The 15866-nt window shown below is 61.3% G+C and carries 15 protein-coding genes; 8 read left to right on the top strand and 7 right to left on the bottom strand.

Annotated features, from left to right (window positions below; all coding sequences use genetic code 11):
- Positions 1–2: 2 nt before the first annotated feature.
- The 5 genes from OU997_RS14920 to OU997_RS14940 are packed head-to-tail and all read left to right on the top strand — an operon-like array spanning position 3 to position 4631.
- Positions 3–659, top strand: coding sequence for an SGNH/GDSL hydrolase family protein (locus tag OU997_RS14920; protein ID WP_108488461.1), 657 nt, complete (start codon positions 3–5; stop codon positions 657–659).
- Between the two features lie 49 nt (positions 660–708).
- Positions 709–1368 carry an SGNH/GDSL hydrolase family protein gene (locus tag OU997_RS14925; protein WP_108488462.1) on the top strand — a complete coding sequence of 220 codons (660 nt, stop codon included), beginning with the start codon at positions 709–711 and terminating at the stop codon, positions 1366–1368.
- Entirely contained in the window at positions 1368–2024 is a 657-nt protein-coding gene (locus OU997_RS14930) for an alginate O-acetyltransferase AlgF (protein WP_108488463.1), read from the top strand. Before OU997_RS14925 ends, OU997_RS14930 begins: the two co-directional genes overlap by 1 nt.
- 19 nt (positions 2025–2043) lie before the next feature.
- Positions 2044–3459, top strand: coding sequence for an MBOAT family O-acyltransferase (locus OU997_RS14935; protein ID WP_267807308.1), 1416 nt, complete (start codon positions 2044–2046; stop codon positions 3457–3459).
- A gap of 11 nt (positions 3460–3470) precedes the next feature.
- A complete protein-coding gene (locus OU997_RS14940; protein ID WP_267807309.1) occupies positions 3471–4631 on the top strand; it encodes an alginate O-acetyltransferase AlgX-related protein in 1161 nt (386 codons plus the stop codon).
- Positions 4632–4701: 70 nt separating this feature from the next.
- Here OU997_RS14940 and OU997_RS14945 read toward each other — a convergent pair whose 3' ends face one another.
- The 6 genes from OU997_RS14945 to OU997_RS14970 form a co-directional block, all read right to left on the bottom strand.
- Positions 4702–5040, bottom strand: coding sequence for a tryptophan synthase subunit beta (locus OU997_RS14945; protein WP_108488466.1), 339 nt, complete (start codon positions 5038–5040; stop codon positions 4702–4704).
- A gap of 104 nt (positions 5041–5144) precedes the next feature.
- Positions 5145–6029, bottom strand: a complete 885-nt coding sequence (gene mmsB / locus OU997_RS14950) for a 3-hydroxyisobutyrate dehydrogenase (RefSeq protein WP_267807311.1) — start codon at positions 6027–6029, stop codon at positions 5145–5147.
- A 172-nt stretch (positions 6030–6201) separates the two neighbouring features.
- Positions 6202–7305 carry an enoyl-CoA hydratase/isomerase family protein gene (locus OU997_RS14955; protein WP_108488468.1) on the bottom strand — a complete coding sequence of 368 codons (1104 nt, stop codon included), beginning with the start codon at positions 7303–7305 and terminating at the stop codon, positions 6202–6204.
- 141 nt (positions 7306–7446) lie between these two features.
- Positions 7447–8265 carry an enoyl-CoA hydratase gene (locus OU997_RS14960; protein ID WP_108488469.1) on the bottom strand — a complete coding sequence of 273 codons (819 nt, stop codon included), beginning with the start codon at positions 8263–8265 and terminating at the stop codon, positions 7447–7449.
- A gap of 108 nt (positions 8266–8373) precedes the next feature.
- Complete coding sequence (locus OU997_RS14965; RefSeq protein WP_108487826.1) at positions 8374–9540, bottom strand: isobutyryl-CoA dehydrogenase; 1167 nt, start codon at positions 9538–9540, stop codon at positions 8374–8376.
- Positions 9541–9613: 73 nt separating this feature from the next.
- Positions 9614–11110 (bottom strand): CoA-acylating methylmalonate-semialdehyde dehydrogenase, encoded by a 1497-nt coding sequence (locus tag OU997_RS14970; protein ID WP_108487827.1) that lies wholly within the window; start codon positions 11108–11110, stop codon positions 9614–9616.
- A 121-nt stretch (positions 11111–11231) separates the two neighbouring features.
- On the opposite strand from OU997_RS14970, the gene OU997_RS14975 reads away from it, so the two are divergent.
- Positions 11232–12113, top strand: coding sequence for an AraC family transcriptional regulator (locus tag OU997_RS14975; protein ID WP_108487828.1), 882 nt, complete (start codon positions 11232–11234; stop codon positions 12111–12113).
- Between the two features lie 173 nt (positions 12114–12286).
- On the opposite strand, the gene OU997_RS14980 is transcribed toward OU997_RS14975, so the two are convergent.
- Positions 12287–13717 (bottom strand): IS1182 family transposase, encoded by a 1431-nt coding sequence (locus OU997_RS14980; protein WP_267807159.1) that lies wholly within the window; start codon positions 13715–13717, stop codon positions 12287–12289.
- Positions 13718–14122: 405 nt separating this feature from the next.
- Here OU997_RS14980 and OU997_RS14985 point away from each other — a divergent pair, with 405 nt between their 5' ends.
- Together OU997_RS14985 and arcD are read left to right on the top strand one after the other, a co-directional pair.
- Positions 14123–14380: a hypothetical protein gene (locus tag OU997_RS14985; RefSeq protein WP_267807313.1), complete on the top strand. Its 258-nt coding sequence runs from the start codon at positions 14123–14125 to the stop codon at positions 14378–14380.
- On the top strand, positions 14377–15846 hold the full coding sequence (gene arcD, locus OU997_RS14990) for an arginine-ornithine antiporter (protein ID WP_267807314.1): 1470 nt from the start codon (positions 14377–14379) through the stop codon (positions 15844–15846). Before OU997_RS14985 ends, arcD begins: the two co-directional genes overlap by 4 nt.
- Positions 15847–15866: the final 20 nt, after the last annotated feature.

The following is a 15866-nucleotide window of genomic DNA, read 5'->3' on the forward strand; positions in this document are numbered from 1 at the left end:
CGATGGCTTCTTCATTGCTCGCCGGCCTGTCCATTCTGATCATTGGCGACAGCCACATGGCGACCCCCAACTACCTGATCGGTGGCCTGCACGACGACCTCACCCGCAAGGGCGCCAACGTGCACTCCATCGGCATCTGCGGTGCCAACGCCGGTGATTGGCTCAAAGCCACCCCAGGTGGGGCATGTGGTGCGGCCGAGCGGCGTGGTAAAGAGCCCGCGGTGGTGCTGCGTGGCAAAGCCACTACCACGCCGATCCAGCAATTGATTGCCAAGGACAAGCCCGACCTGGTGTTGATCGTGATCGGTGACACCATGGCTGGGTATGACAAGCCGTCATTTCCTAAAGCCTGGATCTGGCAGCAAACCTCCAGCCTGACCAAAGCCATCGCGGCAACCGGTACTCAATGTGCCTGGATCGGGCCGAACTGGGGCACCGAGGGTGGCAAGTACGGCAAGACTTACGCCAAGGTCAAGCAGATGTCGGCCTTCCTCTCGACCAATGTCGCACCGTGCAGCTATGTCGATTCGCTGAAGTTCTCCAAGCCCGGCCAGTGGGCTACCACCGACGGCCAGCATCTGAATGCCCAGGGCTACCAGAAGTGGGGCACCGCCATCAGTGGCGCGTTGGAAGACGTGCGCAAGAACGCCGCAAAGTAATTCAAGCCTTAGTCCCTTTTTCGTAATGATTTAGTCGAGGAGCCCTTCGATGTCTTCTTCTGTACTTGCCGGCCTGACCCTGATGGTTCTGGGCGAAAGCCATATGAGCCTGCAGAACCACCTGACCGAGCCGCTCAATGCGGCGCTGGTCGCCAAAGGCGCCAAGGTGCACTCCATCGGTGCCTGCGGTGCCAGCGCGGCCGACTGGCTGATCACCAAGAAGGTCGACTGTGGCGCCATACAGGACAACACCGGCAAGCTGGTCCTCAAGGGCAGTGGTGCGACCACCACGCCGATCAAGCAACTGATTGCGCAGAAAAAGCCGGATGTGGTGGTGCTGGTCATCGGCGACACCATGGCCTCTTATGACAAGCCGGCATTCCCCAAGGCCTGGGCCTGGCAAAGCGTGACCAACCTGACCAAGGCGATTGCCGAAACCGGTACCAAGTGCGTATGGGTCGGTCCGGCCTGGGGCAAGGTGGGCGGCATGTACAAGAAGAACGATCAGCGCACCCAACTGATGTCGCAGTTTCTCGCCGCCAACGTGGCGCCGTGCAGCTACGTCGATTCGCTGAAGATGTCCAAGCCGGGTCAGTGGATCACCACCGACGGCCAGCACTTCACCGTGGCCGGCTACAAGGCCTGGGGCAATGCGATTGCCGAAGCGATGGCCAAGCTGCCAGCCGCCAGCCTCAAGGGAGGCAAGTGATGCGCGCACTGCTTAGCCTGTTTGCCCTGCTGCCGGTAAGCCTGCTGCAGGCTGCCGAGATCCCCCTGTACCCTACAGGCCCGAGTGAAGACTCTGCCTTCCTGCGCTTCTTCAATGCCGGTGACACCGCGCTGGAGCTGAGTGCGGAGAATGGTGCCAGCCTGCGCCTTGAAGGAGATGTGCGCGCGTCCGACTTCCTCACCGTGCCGGCTGGCAAGCCAATCAAGGGCAGCCTCAAGCAGGGCGAGGCGCAGCAGGCGCTGGACATCAGCGTGGCGCCGGGTGAGTTTGCCAGCGTGGTTGGCATTGCCACGGAGCAGGGCCTGAACCTGGTTACCGTGCGTGAGATGCCGGATGATTTCAATGCACTCAAGGCGTCGCTGGCCTTCTACAGCCTCGATGCGTCCTGTGCCAATGCCGGCCTACAAGCGGCCGGGCGCAATGTCGACATCTTCAAGGATGTTGCGCATGGAGCCTTGCAGCGTCGCTCGATCAACCCGTTGAACCTCTCGGTGCAGCTGCGTTGCGGCGGTGCTTCGGTGGGCGAGCCGCTGGCACTTGGCGAGTTGGCAGCCGGCCAGCGCTACACCCTGTTCCTGGTGCCCTCGGCTGAAGGTCCGCGCCTGTTCCAAGCCCAAGACAACCTAGCTAACTGAAACAGGAACAGACCCTGATATGGTTTTCGCCTCGCTCGAGTTTCTTATCCTGTTCCTGCCAGCTTTCATGCTGGTGTATTCGCTGGTCAGGCCGGGTGGGCGCAACCATGTCCTGCTGTTTGGCAGTTGGCTGTTCTACGGCTGGCTGAGTCCGACCTTCCTGCTGCTGCACGTGGTGCTGACGGTGGTCGGCTGGCTCGGTGGTCTGCTGGTGGAACACACCCGCGAACAGTCGCGCCAGCGAATTCGCCTGCTGACGGCGCTGATCGTGCTCAACGTGTTGGTGCTGTGCTGGTACAAGTACGCCAACATCCTGGCTGCGACCTTCAACGAGCTGCTGACCAGCTACGGCGCGATGTCGTTCGAATGGCAGAAAGTGGCGTTGCCGGCGGGCCTGTCGTTCATTGTGCTGCAGGTGATTTCCTACCTGGTCGACGTGCACCGCAAAGTGGTGCCGGTGGAGCGCAGCTTTGCCAACTTCGCCACCTATCTGGCGATGTTCGGCCACTCGATTGCCGGGCCGATCATTCGCTACGACTGGGTGCGCCAGGAGCTGCAGCAGCGCTACTTCAACCCGTTGAACTTTGCCCTGGGTTCGCGTCGCTTCATGATTGGCCTGAGCATGAAAGTGCTGGTGGCCGACAGCCTGTCGCCGCTGGTGGCGGTGGCCTTTGCCCTGGAAAATCCGTCCTTTGTCGATGCCTGGATCGGTTGCCTGGCCTATTCGCTGCAGCTGTTCTTCGACTTCGCCGGTTACAGTGCCATGGCCATCGGCCTGGGCCTGATGCTCGGTTTCCACTTCCCGGAGAACTTCAACCGGCCTTACTGGGCGCGCAATATCCAGGACTTCTGGCGGCGCTGGCACATCTCGCTGTCCAGCTGGCTGCGCGACTACCTGTATATCGGCCTGGGCGGCAATCGTTTCGGTACCTGGAAGACCTACCGCAACCTGTTCCTGATCATGGCCATCGGCGGTCTGTGGCACGGTGGTGACAGCTGGAACTACGTGTTGTGGGGCGCGGCGCACGGTATTGCGCTGTGTATCGACCGCGCCTGGAGTCGCGCCGGCTGGCCTGACCTGCCGGCCTGGCTGGCGCATACCGTGACTCTGCTGTTCGTTTTCCTGGCCTGGACACTGTTCCGCGCGCCAACCTTCGATGCGGCTTTGAATATGTATGCCGGGCAGTTTGGCCTGCATGGCTTCGCCCTGGGCGATGCTCTGGCCGCCACCTTGCGCCCGGCGCATGGGATTGCCACGGCACTCGGCATCGTTTGCCTGCTGCTGCCGTTGTATCAGGCGCGTGCCGAAGCTCGCTTCGGTGAAATATGGGCGTTTCGCGCGGTCGGCGCACTGTGGCCGATATTGGGCTTCCTGCTGTCGTTCGCTCTGATCGCCAGCCGGGAAACCGTGCCCTTCCTGTACTTCCAGTTTTAAGGGCTGCGACCATGTCGAAGAAAGATAACTCCCTCGCGCCCGTACTGCCGAGCCCCATGATGATCCGCCTGAGTCCGTTGGCCGGGCTGGTCATGTTCGCCTTCCTGCTGGCTGGCCTGGCCTTTTGCCTGTGGGCCATGTTCGTCAGTGGCAAGGTCGATCTGCTACCGAACAAGGTGAGTTGGGATGAAATCCGCAATGGCGAGATCACCCATCGCATCAACAAGGAACTGGCCAATGTGCCGTTTGCCAAGCGCGCCGCCGATCTTGAACGGGCTGCCAGTTGGTTGGCGATTGGTGATACCGGCACTCGCGTGCGTCAAGGCTGTGCCAATTGGCTGTTTCTGACGGATGAGCTGAAGATTCATCCACACGCCGCCGCACATGCTGACGCGCGTGCGCAGAAAGTCACGGCCCTGCATGAGCAGCTCAGCAAGCGCGGGATTCACTTGCTGGTGGTACTGGTGCCGGATAAGAGTCGCATCGCCGCGCAGCAGCTTTGTGCCATCGAGCGCTCGCCGCTGTTGGCCAGTCGCGCGCAGGATTGGCAGCATGTCCTGCAGGGGCAGGGCGTTGATGTGTTGGATCTGGCTCCGACGCTGCAGCCACTCGGCAGTGAGGCCTTCCTGCGTACCGATACGCACTGGAGTGAAGCCGGCGCTGAGCGTGCGGCGGCAGCGGTGGCCGCGCGGATAGCGGCACTGGGCGTCAGCCCAACGCCGGCCAAACAGTTTGTAGCCAGTGTGGCAGCGCCACAGCCGCGTCCCGGCGATCTGGTGCGCTTGGCTGGGCTCGACTGGTTACCCGAGCGCCTGCAGCCGGCTGTGGAGCAGGTGGCCGTTACTCAGATCGAGGAAGTACAGGGTGGCGCTGATGACGCCGCATTGGGCGAGGATGATCTGTTCGGCGACAGCCAATTACCGAACCTTGCCGTGATTGGCACGTCCTTTTCACGTAACTCCAACTTCATCCCTTTCCTGGAGCGCGCAGTAAGTGCGCGTGTGGGTAACTTTGCCAAGGATGGGGGGGAGTTCTCTGGCGCGGCCAAAGACTATTTCAGCAGCCCGGCGTTCAAGCAGACGCCGCCTCAAGTGTTGATCTGGGAAATTCCCGAGCGTGATTTGCAGCCGCCTTATCGCGACGACATCCTACTCAATGGCCCGTCCGGTTGATGACCTAGGTAGCAAACAAAAAGGCCATGCTGCAGCATGGCCTTTTTATTTTGCGGGTGTGAGAGGCGCCTCAGATGATACCGCGCTCCTCGTCATTGATCAGGCGATGCAAGCCGCTGAGTGATTCCCTCGCCTGAGAGCGGGTCAGCAGCTTGGTCTGAGCGGCCGGCGGTAGATCGGTGATGCGGATGAGGCCTTTACTGATCAGCAAGTGCACCAAGTCGTCTACCACGCGAATCATGTCCAGGTCGCTCTGCTTGAGCTGCAGCAGGCTCGATTCGACGTTCTGATTGGCAAACCAGGCGCGAATTTCCTCAGAGTCCGCAGTCAATGTGTCTGACATGCCTTCAAATGGCACCACTTCGACTCGTCGTAGCTGGCTGTGTGCATCCCGCTGAACATAGAACATCGGCCTATCCTTCTGCATGAGCTGCCTGCGGCAGATACCGTTACTCAGCTTAGCTTGAACCCTGTGCCGGGCCAGCCGCGGGTAATGGGGTGCGCTGGGCTGGCCTACTCGACAAACAGCTGCTGCACCACCGAGAAGTCCTGCTTACCCTTGCCTTGCTTGAGCAACAGGCGATACAGCTGCAACGCCAGCGCGCCCATGGGCGTGCTGCTGCCGCTGGCCTGGGCGGCTTCCTGGGCCAGGCCGAGGTCCTTGGCCATCAGTTCGGCCATAAATCCGCCGCTGTAGCCTTTGGAGGCCGGGGCGTTTTCCATCACGCCGGGCCAGGGGTTGTACTTCTCCAGCGTCCAGTTGCCGCCCGAACTCTGGCGCATGATTTCGGCCAGTACTGCAGGTTCCAGGCCATTGGCCACGCCCATGGCCATGGCTTCGGCGGTGGCAATCATCTGCACGGCCAGCACCTGGTTGTTGCACACTTTGGCCACCTGGCCAGCGCCATCGGGGCCGGCGTGGAAGATGTTTTTGCCCATGGCCTCGAAGATTGTCCGGGCTTTTTCCAGCGTGGCCGCGGCGCCGCCGATCATAAAGGTCAGGGTGCCCGCGGCTGCGCCCGCTGTACCGCCGGACACCGGTGCATCCAGCAGTTCAAGACCGCGCGCGGTGGCCGCCTGATGCACCTTGCGGGCGATTTCCGGGGCGATGGTTGAGCATTCCAGCACCAGGCTGCCCGGCTTGAGCGCGGCCAGCAGGCCGTTTTCACCCAGGTACAGGCCTTCTACATGCCGGCTGGCCGGCAGCATGCTGACCACCACATCGGCGCCCTGTACCGCGTCCAGAGCGCTGCTGGCAGCCTGGGCGCCGTCTTTGGCCAGGCCTTCTACGGCCGCTTGCAGCAGGTCGAAGGCTCTCAGGTTGAAACCGGCCCTGAGCAGGTTGCGGGCCATGGGCAGGCCCATGTGGCCGAGGCCGATAAAAGCGATTGTTGTCATTGTTAGGCTTCCTTGGCGCTAAAGGTGTGGCCCGGATGCGGTCCGGGCAGGCTGTCAAATCAACCCCTGCCGGATTGCATCCGGGAGGTGTGTGTCGCGGTGTAGGGTGGATGATGCTTCACCCATCCACCGGCTCCGGTTTTATCGGTGGATGGAAAAGACGTCATCCACCCTACAGATTCGTCAGTGGGTGTTCTCCGTCCCAGGCGGGGGCGAAGTGCGCGTCGATTACCTGCTGCGGAATACTCGCCACATCCGGCCAATGCCAGCGTGGCGCATGGTCTTTGTCGATTAGCCGTGCGCGGACCCCCTCGGGAAATTCCGGGTAACGGCAGCAGTTCAGGCTCATGGCGTATTCCATGCGGAAGACATCGGCTAGGGAACGCTTCTGGGCCCGCTTGATCTGTTCCCACACCAGGTGCCCGGTCAGCGGGCAGCCGCCGGCCAGGGTCTTGGCGGCGCGGGCCAGCAGCGCATCACTGTCCGCGTGCAACGCGCTGATCGCCTGCCAGGCGTGGGGCAGGTCGGCACTGTCGAGCAATTCGTTGATGCGCGTGCGGCGCGGCAACCATTGGGCTTCTGGTAGTTCAGGCAGCGCCTGGTTTTCCAGGGCTTTGAGCAGGCTGTGCAGTTGTTGCACGCTTTGCTTCTGCCAGTTGAGCTGGGTCAGGCCGTTAAGTAAATCGTCCTGCTGGCTGTCGAGCAGTACGCGGTCGGCCAGGTCCAGATCCAGCGCATCCCTTGCGTTGATGCTGCTGGCGGTCAGGCCGAGAAACAGACCGAGTTTGCCCGGCAGACGCGCGAGGAACCAGCTGCCGCCGACATCCGGGTACAGGCCGATATTCACTTCCGGCATGCCCAGGCGGCTCCCTGGGGTGACGATACGGATGCCAGCGCCCTGCATCAGGCCCATGCCGCCGCCCAGCACATGGCCGTGGGCCCAGCAGATAAAGGGTTTCGGGTAGGTGTGGATGCGGTAGTCGAGGCGGTATTCGTCAGCAAAAAAGCGTCGCGCCAGAGGCGGGATTTCGCCAGGGTGTTCGCGGCACTGCTGCACCAGTTGCACCACGTCGCCGCCGGCGCAGAACGCCTTGGGGCCGTTGCCGCGCAGTAGCACGCAGGCGATGTTCGGGTCGTCCGCCCAGGCCTTGAGCTGGGCATCCAGCGCTTCGATCATCGGCAGCGACAGGGCGTTGAGGCTTTTCTCCGCGTCCAGGCTGGCGATGCCGATGCGATAGCCATGTAGGGCGGGGCGTTCTTCAAATTGCACGTTCATGGGCAGTTCCAGAGTAGGGTGGATCGGGGCGCGTAGCCGGCGTTTTATCCATCCACCGCATGCGGTTCTGGTGGATGACGCTTCACCCATCCACCGATCGATGCTGTGGTGGAAAACGCCATTCGGCGTCCATCCTGCGAGTTACTTGTTACGCCACTGTGGGTCGCGCTTTTCCAAGAAGGCGTTGACCCCTTCGCGGGTGTCGTCGGCATCGAACAGGTCGACAAAGCGCTCGCGCTCTTCACTCAGCCAGGTATTCGGGTTGCGTTCGCGGGCGCCCTGGATCAGCGGTTTGATGGTGCGCACCGCCACTGGGCTTTGCCGCGCGACCTTGGCCGCCAGCAGCAGGGCATGGCCACGGGCTTCTCCGGTATCGACCACTTGTTCGACCAGGCCGATGCGCTGCGCGGTTTCTGCATCCACCCGCTCGCCGCAGAGAATCATGCGCTTGGCCCAGCCTTCGCCGACCAGCCAGCTCAAATGCTGGGTGCCGCCGGCGCAGGGCAGCAGACCGACCGTGGCTTCTGGCAGGGCCAGTTGCGCCTGGCGCTCGGCGATACGGATGTCGCAGGCCAGGGCGCACTCCAGGCCGCCGCCCATGGCGTAGCCGTTGATCGCGGCAATCGATACGCCGCGGAAATCGCGCAGCGCCTCGAAGGCCTCGCCGAAGCGCCGGGCCATTTCGCGAGCGCGGGCCTTGTCGCCGTCGGCGAACAGCTTGAGGTCGGCGCCGGCGCTGAAGAACTTGCCACCCTGGCCGGTAATCACCAGGGCGTAGATGTCATCGTCGCGGTTGAGGTGTTCAACCAGCAGCTTGAGGCCAATCAGCGAGTCGCGGTCCCAGGTATTGGCCGGTGGCTGGTTGATGGTGATCAGCGCGGTATGGCCGTGCTTTTCCACGGTGAGCTTGTGGGTCAGGTCAAACACGCCGGGGTTGTAGGCTTCGATGGCGTTGCTCATAGGGTTCCTCGCTTCTGCAATGACTTAGGACCTGTTTAGGATTTAGTCATGTAGGGCGGGTGTAACCCGCCAGGCCAATGGCGGGTTACACCCGCCCTACGCAAAGGTTTACAGCAAGCGATCAAGCATGCCGCCTTGATCGAGCAGGCGGCGGGCGATGATTACCCGCATGATTTCGTTGGTGCCTTCGAGTATCTGGTGCACGCGGCTGTCGCGCACCCAGCGCTCCAGCGGGTAGTCGTTGAGGTAACCGTAGCCGCCATGCAGTTGCAGGGCTTCGTTGCACAGCGTGAAACAGTGGTCGGTGGCAAAGCGCTTGGCCATGGCGCAATACAGGCTGGCTTCACTGTGGCCGTGGTCCAGCTTGTGTGCGGCCAGGCGCACCATCTGCCGGCTGGCAGTCAGGTCCGTAAGCATATCGGCGAGTTTGAATTGCAGGGCTTGGAAGTCGCTCAGCGGCTTGCCGAACTGTTTGCGTTCTTCCACATAACGCAGCGATTGCTCCAGCGCCGCTTGTGCCGCGCCCAGCGAGCAGCTGGCGATATTGATGCGCCCGCCATCCAGACCCTTCATCGCGTAGACAAAACCCTGGCCTTCTGGGCCGATGCGATTACCCGCGGGAATGCGCACGCCTTCGAAGGTGATCGTGCGAGTAGGCTGGGCGCGCCAGCCCATCTTCAATTCATTGCGCCCGTACTTAACGCCGGGTGCGTCGGCTGGCACCAGGAAGCAGGACACGCCCTTGGCGCCGCTGTCCTCGCCGGTGCGCGCCATCACGATCAGTACATCGGTGCTGCCCGCGCCGGAGATAAAGCACTTGCTGCCATCCAGCACATAGTCGTCTCCGTCACGCTTGGCGCGCGTACGCAGGTGGGCGGCGTCGGAGCCGGCGTCCGGCTCGGTGAGGCAGTAAGAGGCCAGCAGTTCACCGCTGACCAGGCGCGGCAGCCAGGCATCTTTCAGCGCCTGGTCGGCGAAGGAGGCGAGCATCCACGAGGCCATGTTGTGGATGGTCAGAAACGCCGTGGTGGCGATGCAGCCGGCCGACAGCTGCTCGAAGATCAGCGAGCTGGTCAGGCGCGACAGGCCCAGGCCGCCATCGTCCTCCTTGATATACAACGCCAGGTAACCCTGCTCGGCAGCACGCTTGATCACTTCCACCGGGAAGTGGTGGTCGCGGTCCCAGTCGGCGGCATGCGGGGCCAGCTCTTTGGCGGCAAAGGCGCGGGCGCTGTCGACCAGCAGGCGTTGTTCTTCAGTCAGTTCGAAATCCATCAGTGATCCTTAGCGGGGCAGGTAAACCCCGGCAGTTAAGGCCGGGCCAACTCGTGATCAGTCCGGCAAGTCATTATTTAAGCTGGATGGTCATGTTGGCGGACGCGCTGACAGCATCTTCATCAAACCAGCGGCTGGTCACCGTTTTGGTTTCGGTGAAGAAGCGCACACCCTGTTTGCCGTAGGCGTGCAGGTCACCGTAGAACGAACCCTTCCAACCGGTAAAGGAGAAAAACGGCAGTGGCACCGGCACCGGTACGTTGATGCCGACCTGGCCCACTTCCACTGCATGCTGATAATGCCGCGCCGCGCCACCGGAGCGGGTGAAGATCGAAGTGCCGTTGCCGTAGGGGCTGGCGTTGACCAGTTCAATCGCCTCGTCCAGGGTGTCGACCTCCATGCACACCAGCACCGGGCCGAAGATTTCCTCGCGGTACAGGCTCATCTTGGGGGTCACGCCGCGAAACAGGGTAGGGCCGACCCAGTTGCCGTTGGGGTAACCCTCGATTGCGCAGTGCGAGCCGTCCAGCAGGCATTCGGCCCCTTCCGCTTTACCTTCGGCGATCAGGCGCAGCACACGCTGTTTCGCCTGCTGGCTGATCAGCGGGCCAAAGGCGGCGTGGCCATCGGTCCAGTAGCCGGGTTGCAGGTCGGCCATCTGCGCCTGCAGCTCGTCGATCCAGTGCTTCGATTCACCGACAAACACCGCCACGCTGATCGCCATGCAGCGCTGCCCGGCGGCACCGCAGCTGGCGCCGACCAGGTTGCTGAGCACCTGGCCCTTGTGCGCGTCGGGCATGATCACCATATGGTTCTTCGCCCCGGCAAACGCCTGCACGCGCTTCAAATGCGCGGTGCCGGTGCGGTAGATGTGCTGGCCGACTGGCACCGAACCGACGAAGGAAATGGCACGGATATCCGGGTGAGTCAGCAGGCTGTCGACCACTTCGCGCGCCCCGTGTAGCACCTGCAACACGCCCTTGGGCGCGCCGGCTTCGATAAACAGCTCGGCCAGGCGATTGGGCGTCAGTGGGTCTTGTTCGGACGGCTTGAGAATAAAGGTGTTGCCGGCGGCGATGGCCAGGGGAAACATCCACAGCGGAATCATCGCCGGGAAGTTGAACGGGGTGATGCCCACGCACACACCCAGCGGTTGAATCCAACTGGCGGTGTCGATGTCGCGGGCGACGTTCTCCATGGTTTCGCCCATGGTCAGGCTGGCGATGTTGCAGGCCTGTTCCACCACCTCGATACCGCGCCAGACATCGCCCTTGGCATCGGCCAGGGTTTTGCCGGTTTCCCCGGCGAGGATTTCCGCCAGCTCATCGTGATGTTCTTTGAGCAGGTGCTGATAGCGCAGCATCACCCGTGCGCGGTCGGAGACGGGCACTTCACGCCAGGTGATGAACGCGGTTTTGGCGCTGGCAATCGCGGCTTCGATTTCCTCGGCGGTGGCCTTGGGGGCCAGCGCCAGTACTTCCTGGGTCGCCGGGTCGGTGACTTCGATAAATTCACGTGCGCGGCTTTCGCGCCATTCACCGTCGATCAACTGTGGGATTGCCTTGGCCATGCTTGTCTCCGGCACGATTGTTGTTGTGTCCCTGTTATAGCCGCCTTACTCGGCTTTGTGGATTGACGATCTTGGTCTGCGGATGGACTATCTTGGGATTGAATCAGTAGCCCGGATGCCTATGAGCGCGCAGGTCGATACCTCCAACTGGCCACTGCCGGCCAACGGTGTACGCTTTATCACGCCGCCTCGGCTGCGCCGCCTGCTCGCCCGCAGTCCGCTTGCGCAGGGCTGCTATCCGCTGGCTCTGGGTTTCTACCCGCAGGCGCAGGGGCACCGCATGCACCGTCCGCAGCCGGAGGATCATCTGTTGATCTACTGCCGTGCCGGGCAGGGCTGGTTGGAGACAGCGGATGGACGATTAGCTGTCAGTGGTGGCGATTTGCTGCTGTTGCCGAAAGGCGTGATGCATGCCTATGGCGCAGACGTGGACAAGCCCTGGACGCTGTACTGGGTGCACTTCGACGGCGAGCTGGTAGCGGAGTTTCTCAAGCCCTTGGGCAAGGGACCGCTGTGGCGTATCGGCGTGCAGCCGCGTTTGTTGGCCGAGTTCGATGCGTTGCTTAACCTGCGCAAGCAGGGTTTGAACCTGGCGCATTTCATACACGCCGCACACCAGTTGCAGGTGCTGCTGACCTCCCTGGCCGTGCTGCCGGCGCGCACCACCCTGAAATCCGGGCGAGTGCTGGATGTGGACGCGGTGCAGGCGGTGATGCGTGCCCATCTGCATGACGCGCTGAACCTCGATGAGTTGGCTGCGCAGTTCAAACTGTCGCGCTTTCACTTCGCCAAGACCTACCGCGCCCTGACCGGTCATGCACCGATCCAGGACTTTATCCAACTGAAAATGGCCCATGCCTGCCGCCTGCTCGACGAAGGCGAGCAGGGCATCCGCCAGGTGGCCGAGCAGCTGGGCTATGACGATGTGTATTACTTCTCGCGGCTGTTCCGCAAAGTGGTGGGCATGGCGCCCAGTCATTACCGGGCGCTGCATCAGGGCTAAAGATGGCAGCTTCCGACCCAGAGTGTGTAAAAACACTTTCGTAGCTTGGGTGCCGCAGCCCAGCGCTCCTGGACAGGCGATTGCCCAAGTATTTGCCACGATCACCACCGGTAACGTTCCAGAGCGTTTATAAAGCGCGTTAGCGCCTCCTAGCGCAACGAAAGCCGGGGTTTTTACGCCGCCATTGCCTCCAATAAGCCTGCGATGCCGATGATTTTCATCACCCGCTTCAAGTTGTAGGCGAGCACATTCAGGCTCATCTCCGCGCTCACTCCAACCAGCTTGCGAGTCAGAAAATGCGTCGAGCCCATCCATTGTTTGAGCGTCCCGAAGGGATGCTCAACAGTCCGTTTTCGAACTTTCATCATCTCTGGTGCTTGGTTCAACCGGCGCTGCATTTCGTCCAGTACCGCCTCATGCTCCCAGCGTCGCACTCGCCGTTGCTTACTCGGCGTGCACTGCGTTTTCAGCGCGCAGCTCTGGCAATTCGAACTCCAGTAGCAGTGCATGTTTAGGCCTTTCTCTACGCTGGAAAACCGCCAAATAAGCGCCTCGCCAGCCGGGCAGGTGTATTCGTTTTTAACGGCGTCATAAATGAAGGCGTCCTTATTGAAACGCCCATCAGCCTTAGCACCTGAGGTCATCGGCTTGGGTACATAGGTGGTGATGCTGGCGTCGTGACAGGCCAAGATTTCTTCGCTTTTGAAATAGCCTCGATCAGCCACCACAGACAGCGTTTCTGAGGCCATAGCTTCCCGAGCTTGCTTCGCCATCGAGCTGAGCTGGTCACGGTCGGAACCGCTGTTGGTAACCTCGTGAGCAATGATCAAATGGTGCTGCGTGTCGACTGCCGTCTGTACGTTGTAGCCGACGATGCCGTTACCGCGCGTCATCATAGAGCGGGCATCCGGGTCGGTCAGTGAAACCTGTTTGTCTGACGATTTGTTGAGCTGAGATTCGATCCCCTGAAGCTCTTTCATCTGCGCTTTGAGCTTGGCTATTTTCTCTTCCAGGCTCGCAGCGTCTGACTCAGAAGCGCTAGGAACTTGCCGATCAGCAGCATCTAAAGTGGCCAAATAACGATTGATGCTCGACTCAATTTCTTCCATGCGCCGCTTCAGTTTGGCGCTAGTAAAATTACGGTCGCGGTTGTTCACCGCCTTGAATTTGCTGCCGTCGATGGCGACCAGGCTTTCACCGAACAACCCCAACTGCTGGCATAGCAAAACGAACTGGCGGCAAACGCCGCGAATGGCTTTGCTGTTGTCTTTCCGAAAGTTGGCGATGGTCTTGAAATCGGGCATCAAGCGCCCGGTCAGCCACATCAGTTCAACGTTGCGCTGAGCTTCTCGCTCAAGACGGCGACTCGATTGGATGCGGTTCAGGTAACCGTAGATATAGATCTTTAGCAGGACAGCGGGATGGTAAGCAGGTCTGCCGGTTTCGGCTGGAATGACGCCATCAAAACCCAGCGTGGCTAAGTCAAGCTCGTCGACGAAGACATCGACCACGCGCACCGGATTGGTATCGCTGACGTAATCGTCGAGGCTTTCGGGAAGTAAGGTGCTTTGACCTCGGTGTTCACCCTGGATAAACCGTTTCATGGGCGTCCCTTGCGCTGAGATTCTCGGAAATCATAGCAAGAGTTTACCGGTGCGTTTTTACACACTCTGGACCGAAAGCGGATGAGCTTGCTCAGTTTGTGCAGGCCTCATGATGAGGCTTTGGACTCTATGGTGAAGCAGGTCTTATTCAGTCTGTTTTATTGGTGCCAGTACCGAGTTCTTGGCCGGTGAACGCACTTGCCATCTCGCACCATGCCGTGCGCCGCCAGCAACATCGCTGAACTGCTGCTAGCCCGCCCAACGAGGAGCACTTCAACCCAGCAACCGACATTACTGCGTGCGCTGTCGAACAGACGGCGCAGGGAGTGGGGCACAGACTGAGGCTGTTAAGGCCAGTCCAAGTCTGCATGCCGTGACTGGTCAACCTCTGCAAAGGTAATTGCTATGACCCAGTCTGTCTCCGACGTTTACCGCTACATCGTCAGGGAACTCGCCCCCAGTGTGCATAAGCCCGACGTAGCGGCGCTGAGCATCGTTTGCGAGCTCATTAACGTGCCGGGCGAACCGAGCGCCGGCGGCACCATCACCCTGCATTTACATGATGGCACCACTCCGGAGGAGGCGCAGGCCATGGCCAGCACCCTGCAGGCCAAGGTCAAAGCCTTGTGCCATGTGCAGTCTGATGAGAGCACGGCGGTATGAACGGCACTGATATACCGCCTCTGACCGCATTAGCGGATACGGATAATCGTGCCACGCAAGCTGCACCCAAGCTGGGCCTGATCCTGCTGGTGGCGCTGGTGGTCGGCTCGATTATCGGCAGCGGTATCTTCGGCCTGCCGCAAAACATGGCCGCCGGCGCGGGTGCTGGTGCCATTTTGATTGGCTGGACCATCACCGGTATCGGCATGTTGCTGTTGGTGCGGGTCTACCAGATGCTCTCGCTGCGCAAACCTGAACTCGACAACGGTGTCTACGCCTATGCCCGCGCGTTGTCGGGTGAGTACGTCGGCTTCAACTCCGCCTGGGGTTACTGGGTCAGCGCCTGGATCGGCAATGTCGGTTATCTGGTGGCAGCGTTCGGTGCGTTGGGCTTCTTCTTTCCGGTGTTCGGCAGCGGCAACTCGCCGGCCGCCATTGCGGGCGCTTCAATCGTGCTATGGGTCATCCACTTGCTGGTGCTGCGCGGTATTCAAGGCGCTGCGGTACTGAATGCGGTGGTCACGCTGGCCAAGATCGTGCCGCTGCTGCTGTTTATCGCGCTGGTGGCCATGGCCTTCAAGGTGGAAACCTTCAGCCTGAATTTCTGGGGCGATGCCAGCCTCGGCTCGGTGCTTGATCAGGTCAAGAGCACCATGCTGGTGACGGTCTGGGTATTCATCGGCATTGAGGGCGCCAGTGTGTATTCGGCACGGGCGCGCAAGCGTGAAGACGTGGGCCGCGCCACGGTCATCGGCTTTCTGATCTGCCTATTGCTCTTGATGTCGGTGTCGTTGCTGTCGCTTGGGGTATTCAGTCAGCCGACCCTGGCCGGCCTGAAAACCCCGTCGATGGCAGGCGTCTTGGAAAACGCTGTGGGTACTTGGGGCGCGGTACTGATCTACGTCGGCCTGATTGTCTCGGTGGGTGGCGGCTTCCTGGCCTGGATGCTATTGGCGGCGGAATCCCTGTTCAGCCCGGCAGGTGGCGGCGTGATGCCGAAGTGGCTGGGGCGGACCAACGACAAGCACGTGCCGGCCAACGCCCTGTGGCTCACCAACGGCATGGTGCAGCTGTTTCTGATTCTGACGCTGTTCTCCAAGGCGTCTTATCTGGCGCTGATCTCGCTGTCCACGGCGATGATTCTGCTGCCTTACCTGTTCAGCGCGGCCTACGGCCTGTTGCTGGCCTGGCGCGGTGAGGGCGTCAAAGCGGCCATCCAGCGTGCTGATGTGCCCATCGCTGCGTTGGCCACGGCCTACTGCGTATGGCTGCTGTACGCCGCCGGCTTCAAGTATCTGCTGCTGAGCGCCCTGCTTTATGTACCGGGCGTGGTGCTCTATGCCTGGGCCAAGCGTCAGCGTCAGGAGCGCATGTTTACCCCTTGGGAGTGGGCGATTCTGGCCGCTCTGGTGGTGCTGGCCGGCGTCGCGGCGACGCTGCTGATCATGGGCCGACTCGGGCTGTAAGCCCTCTCTCTTTCATTCAC

The organism is Pseudomonas sp. SL4(2022) (genome assembly GCF_026625725.1).
Lineage (GTDB): Bacteria > Pseudomonadota > Gammaproteobacteria > Pseudomonadales > Pseudomonadaceae > Aquipseudomonas.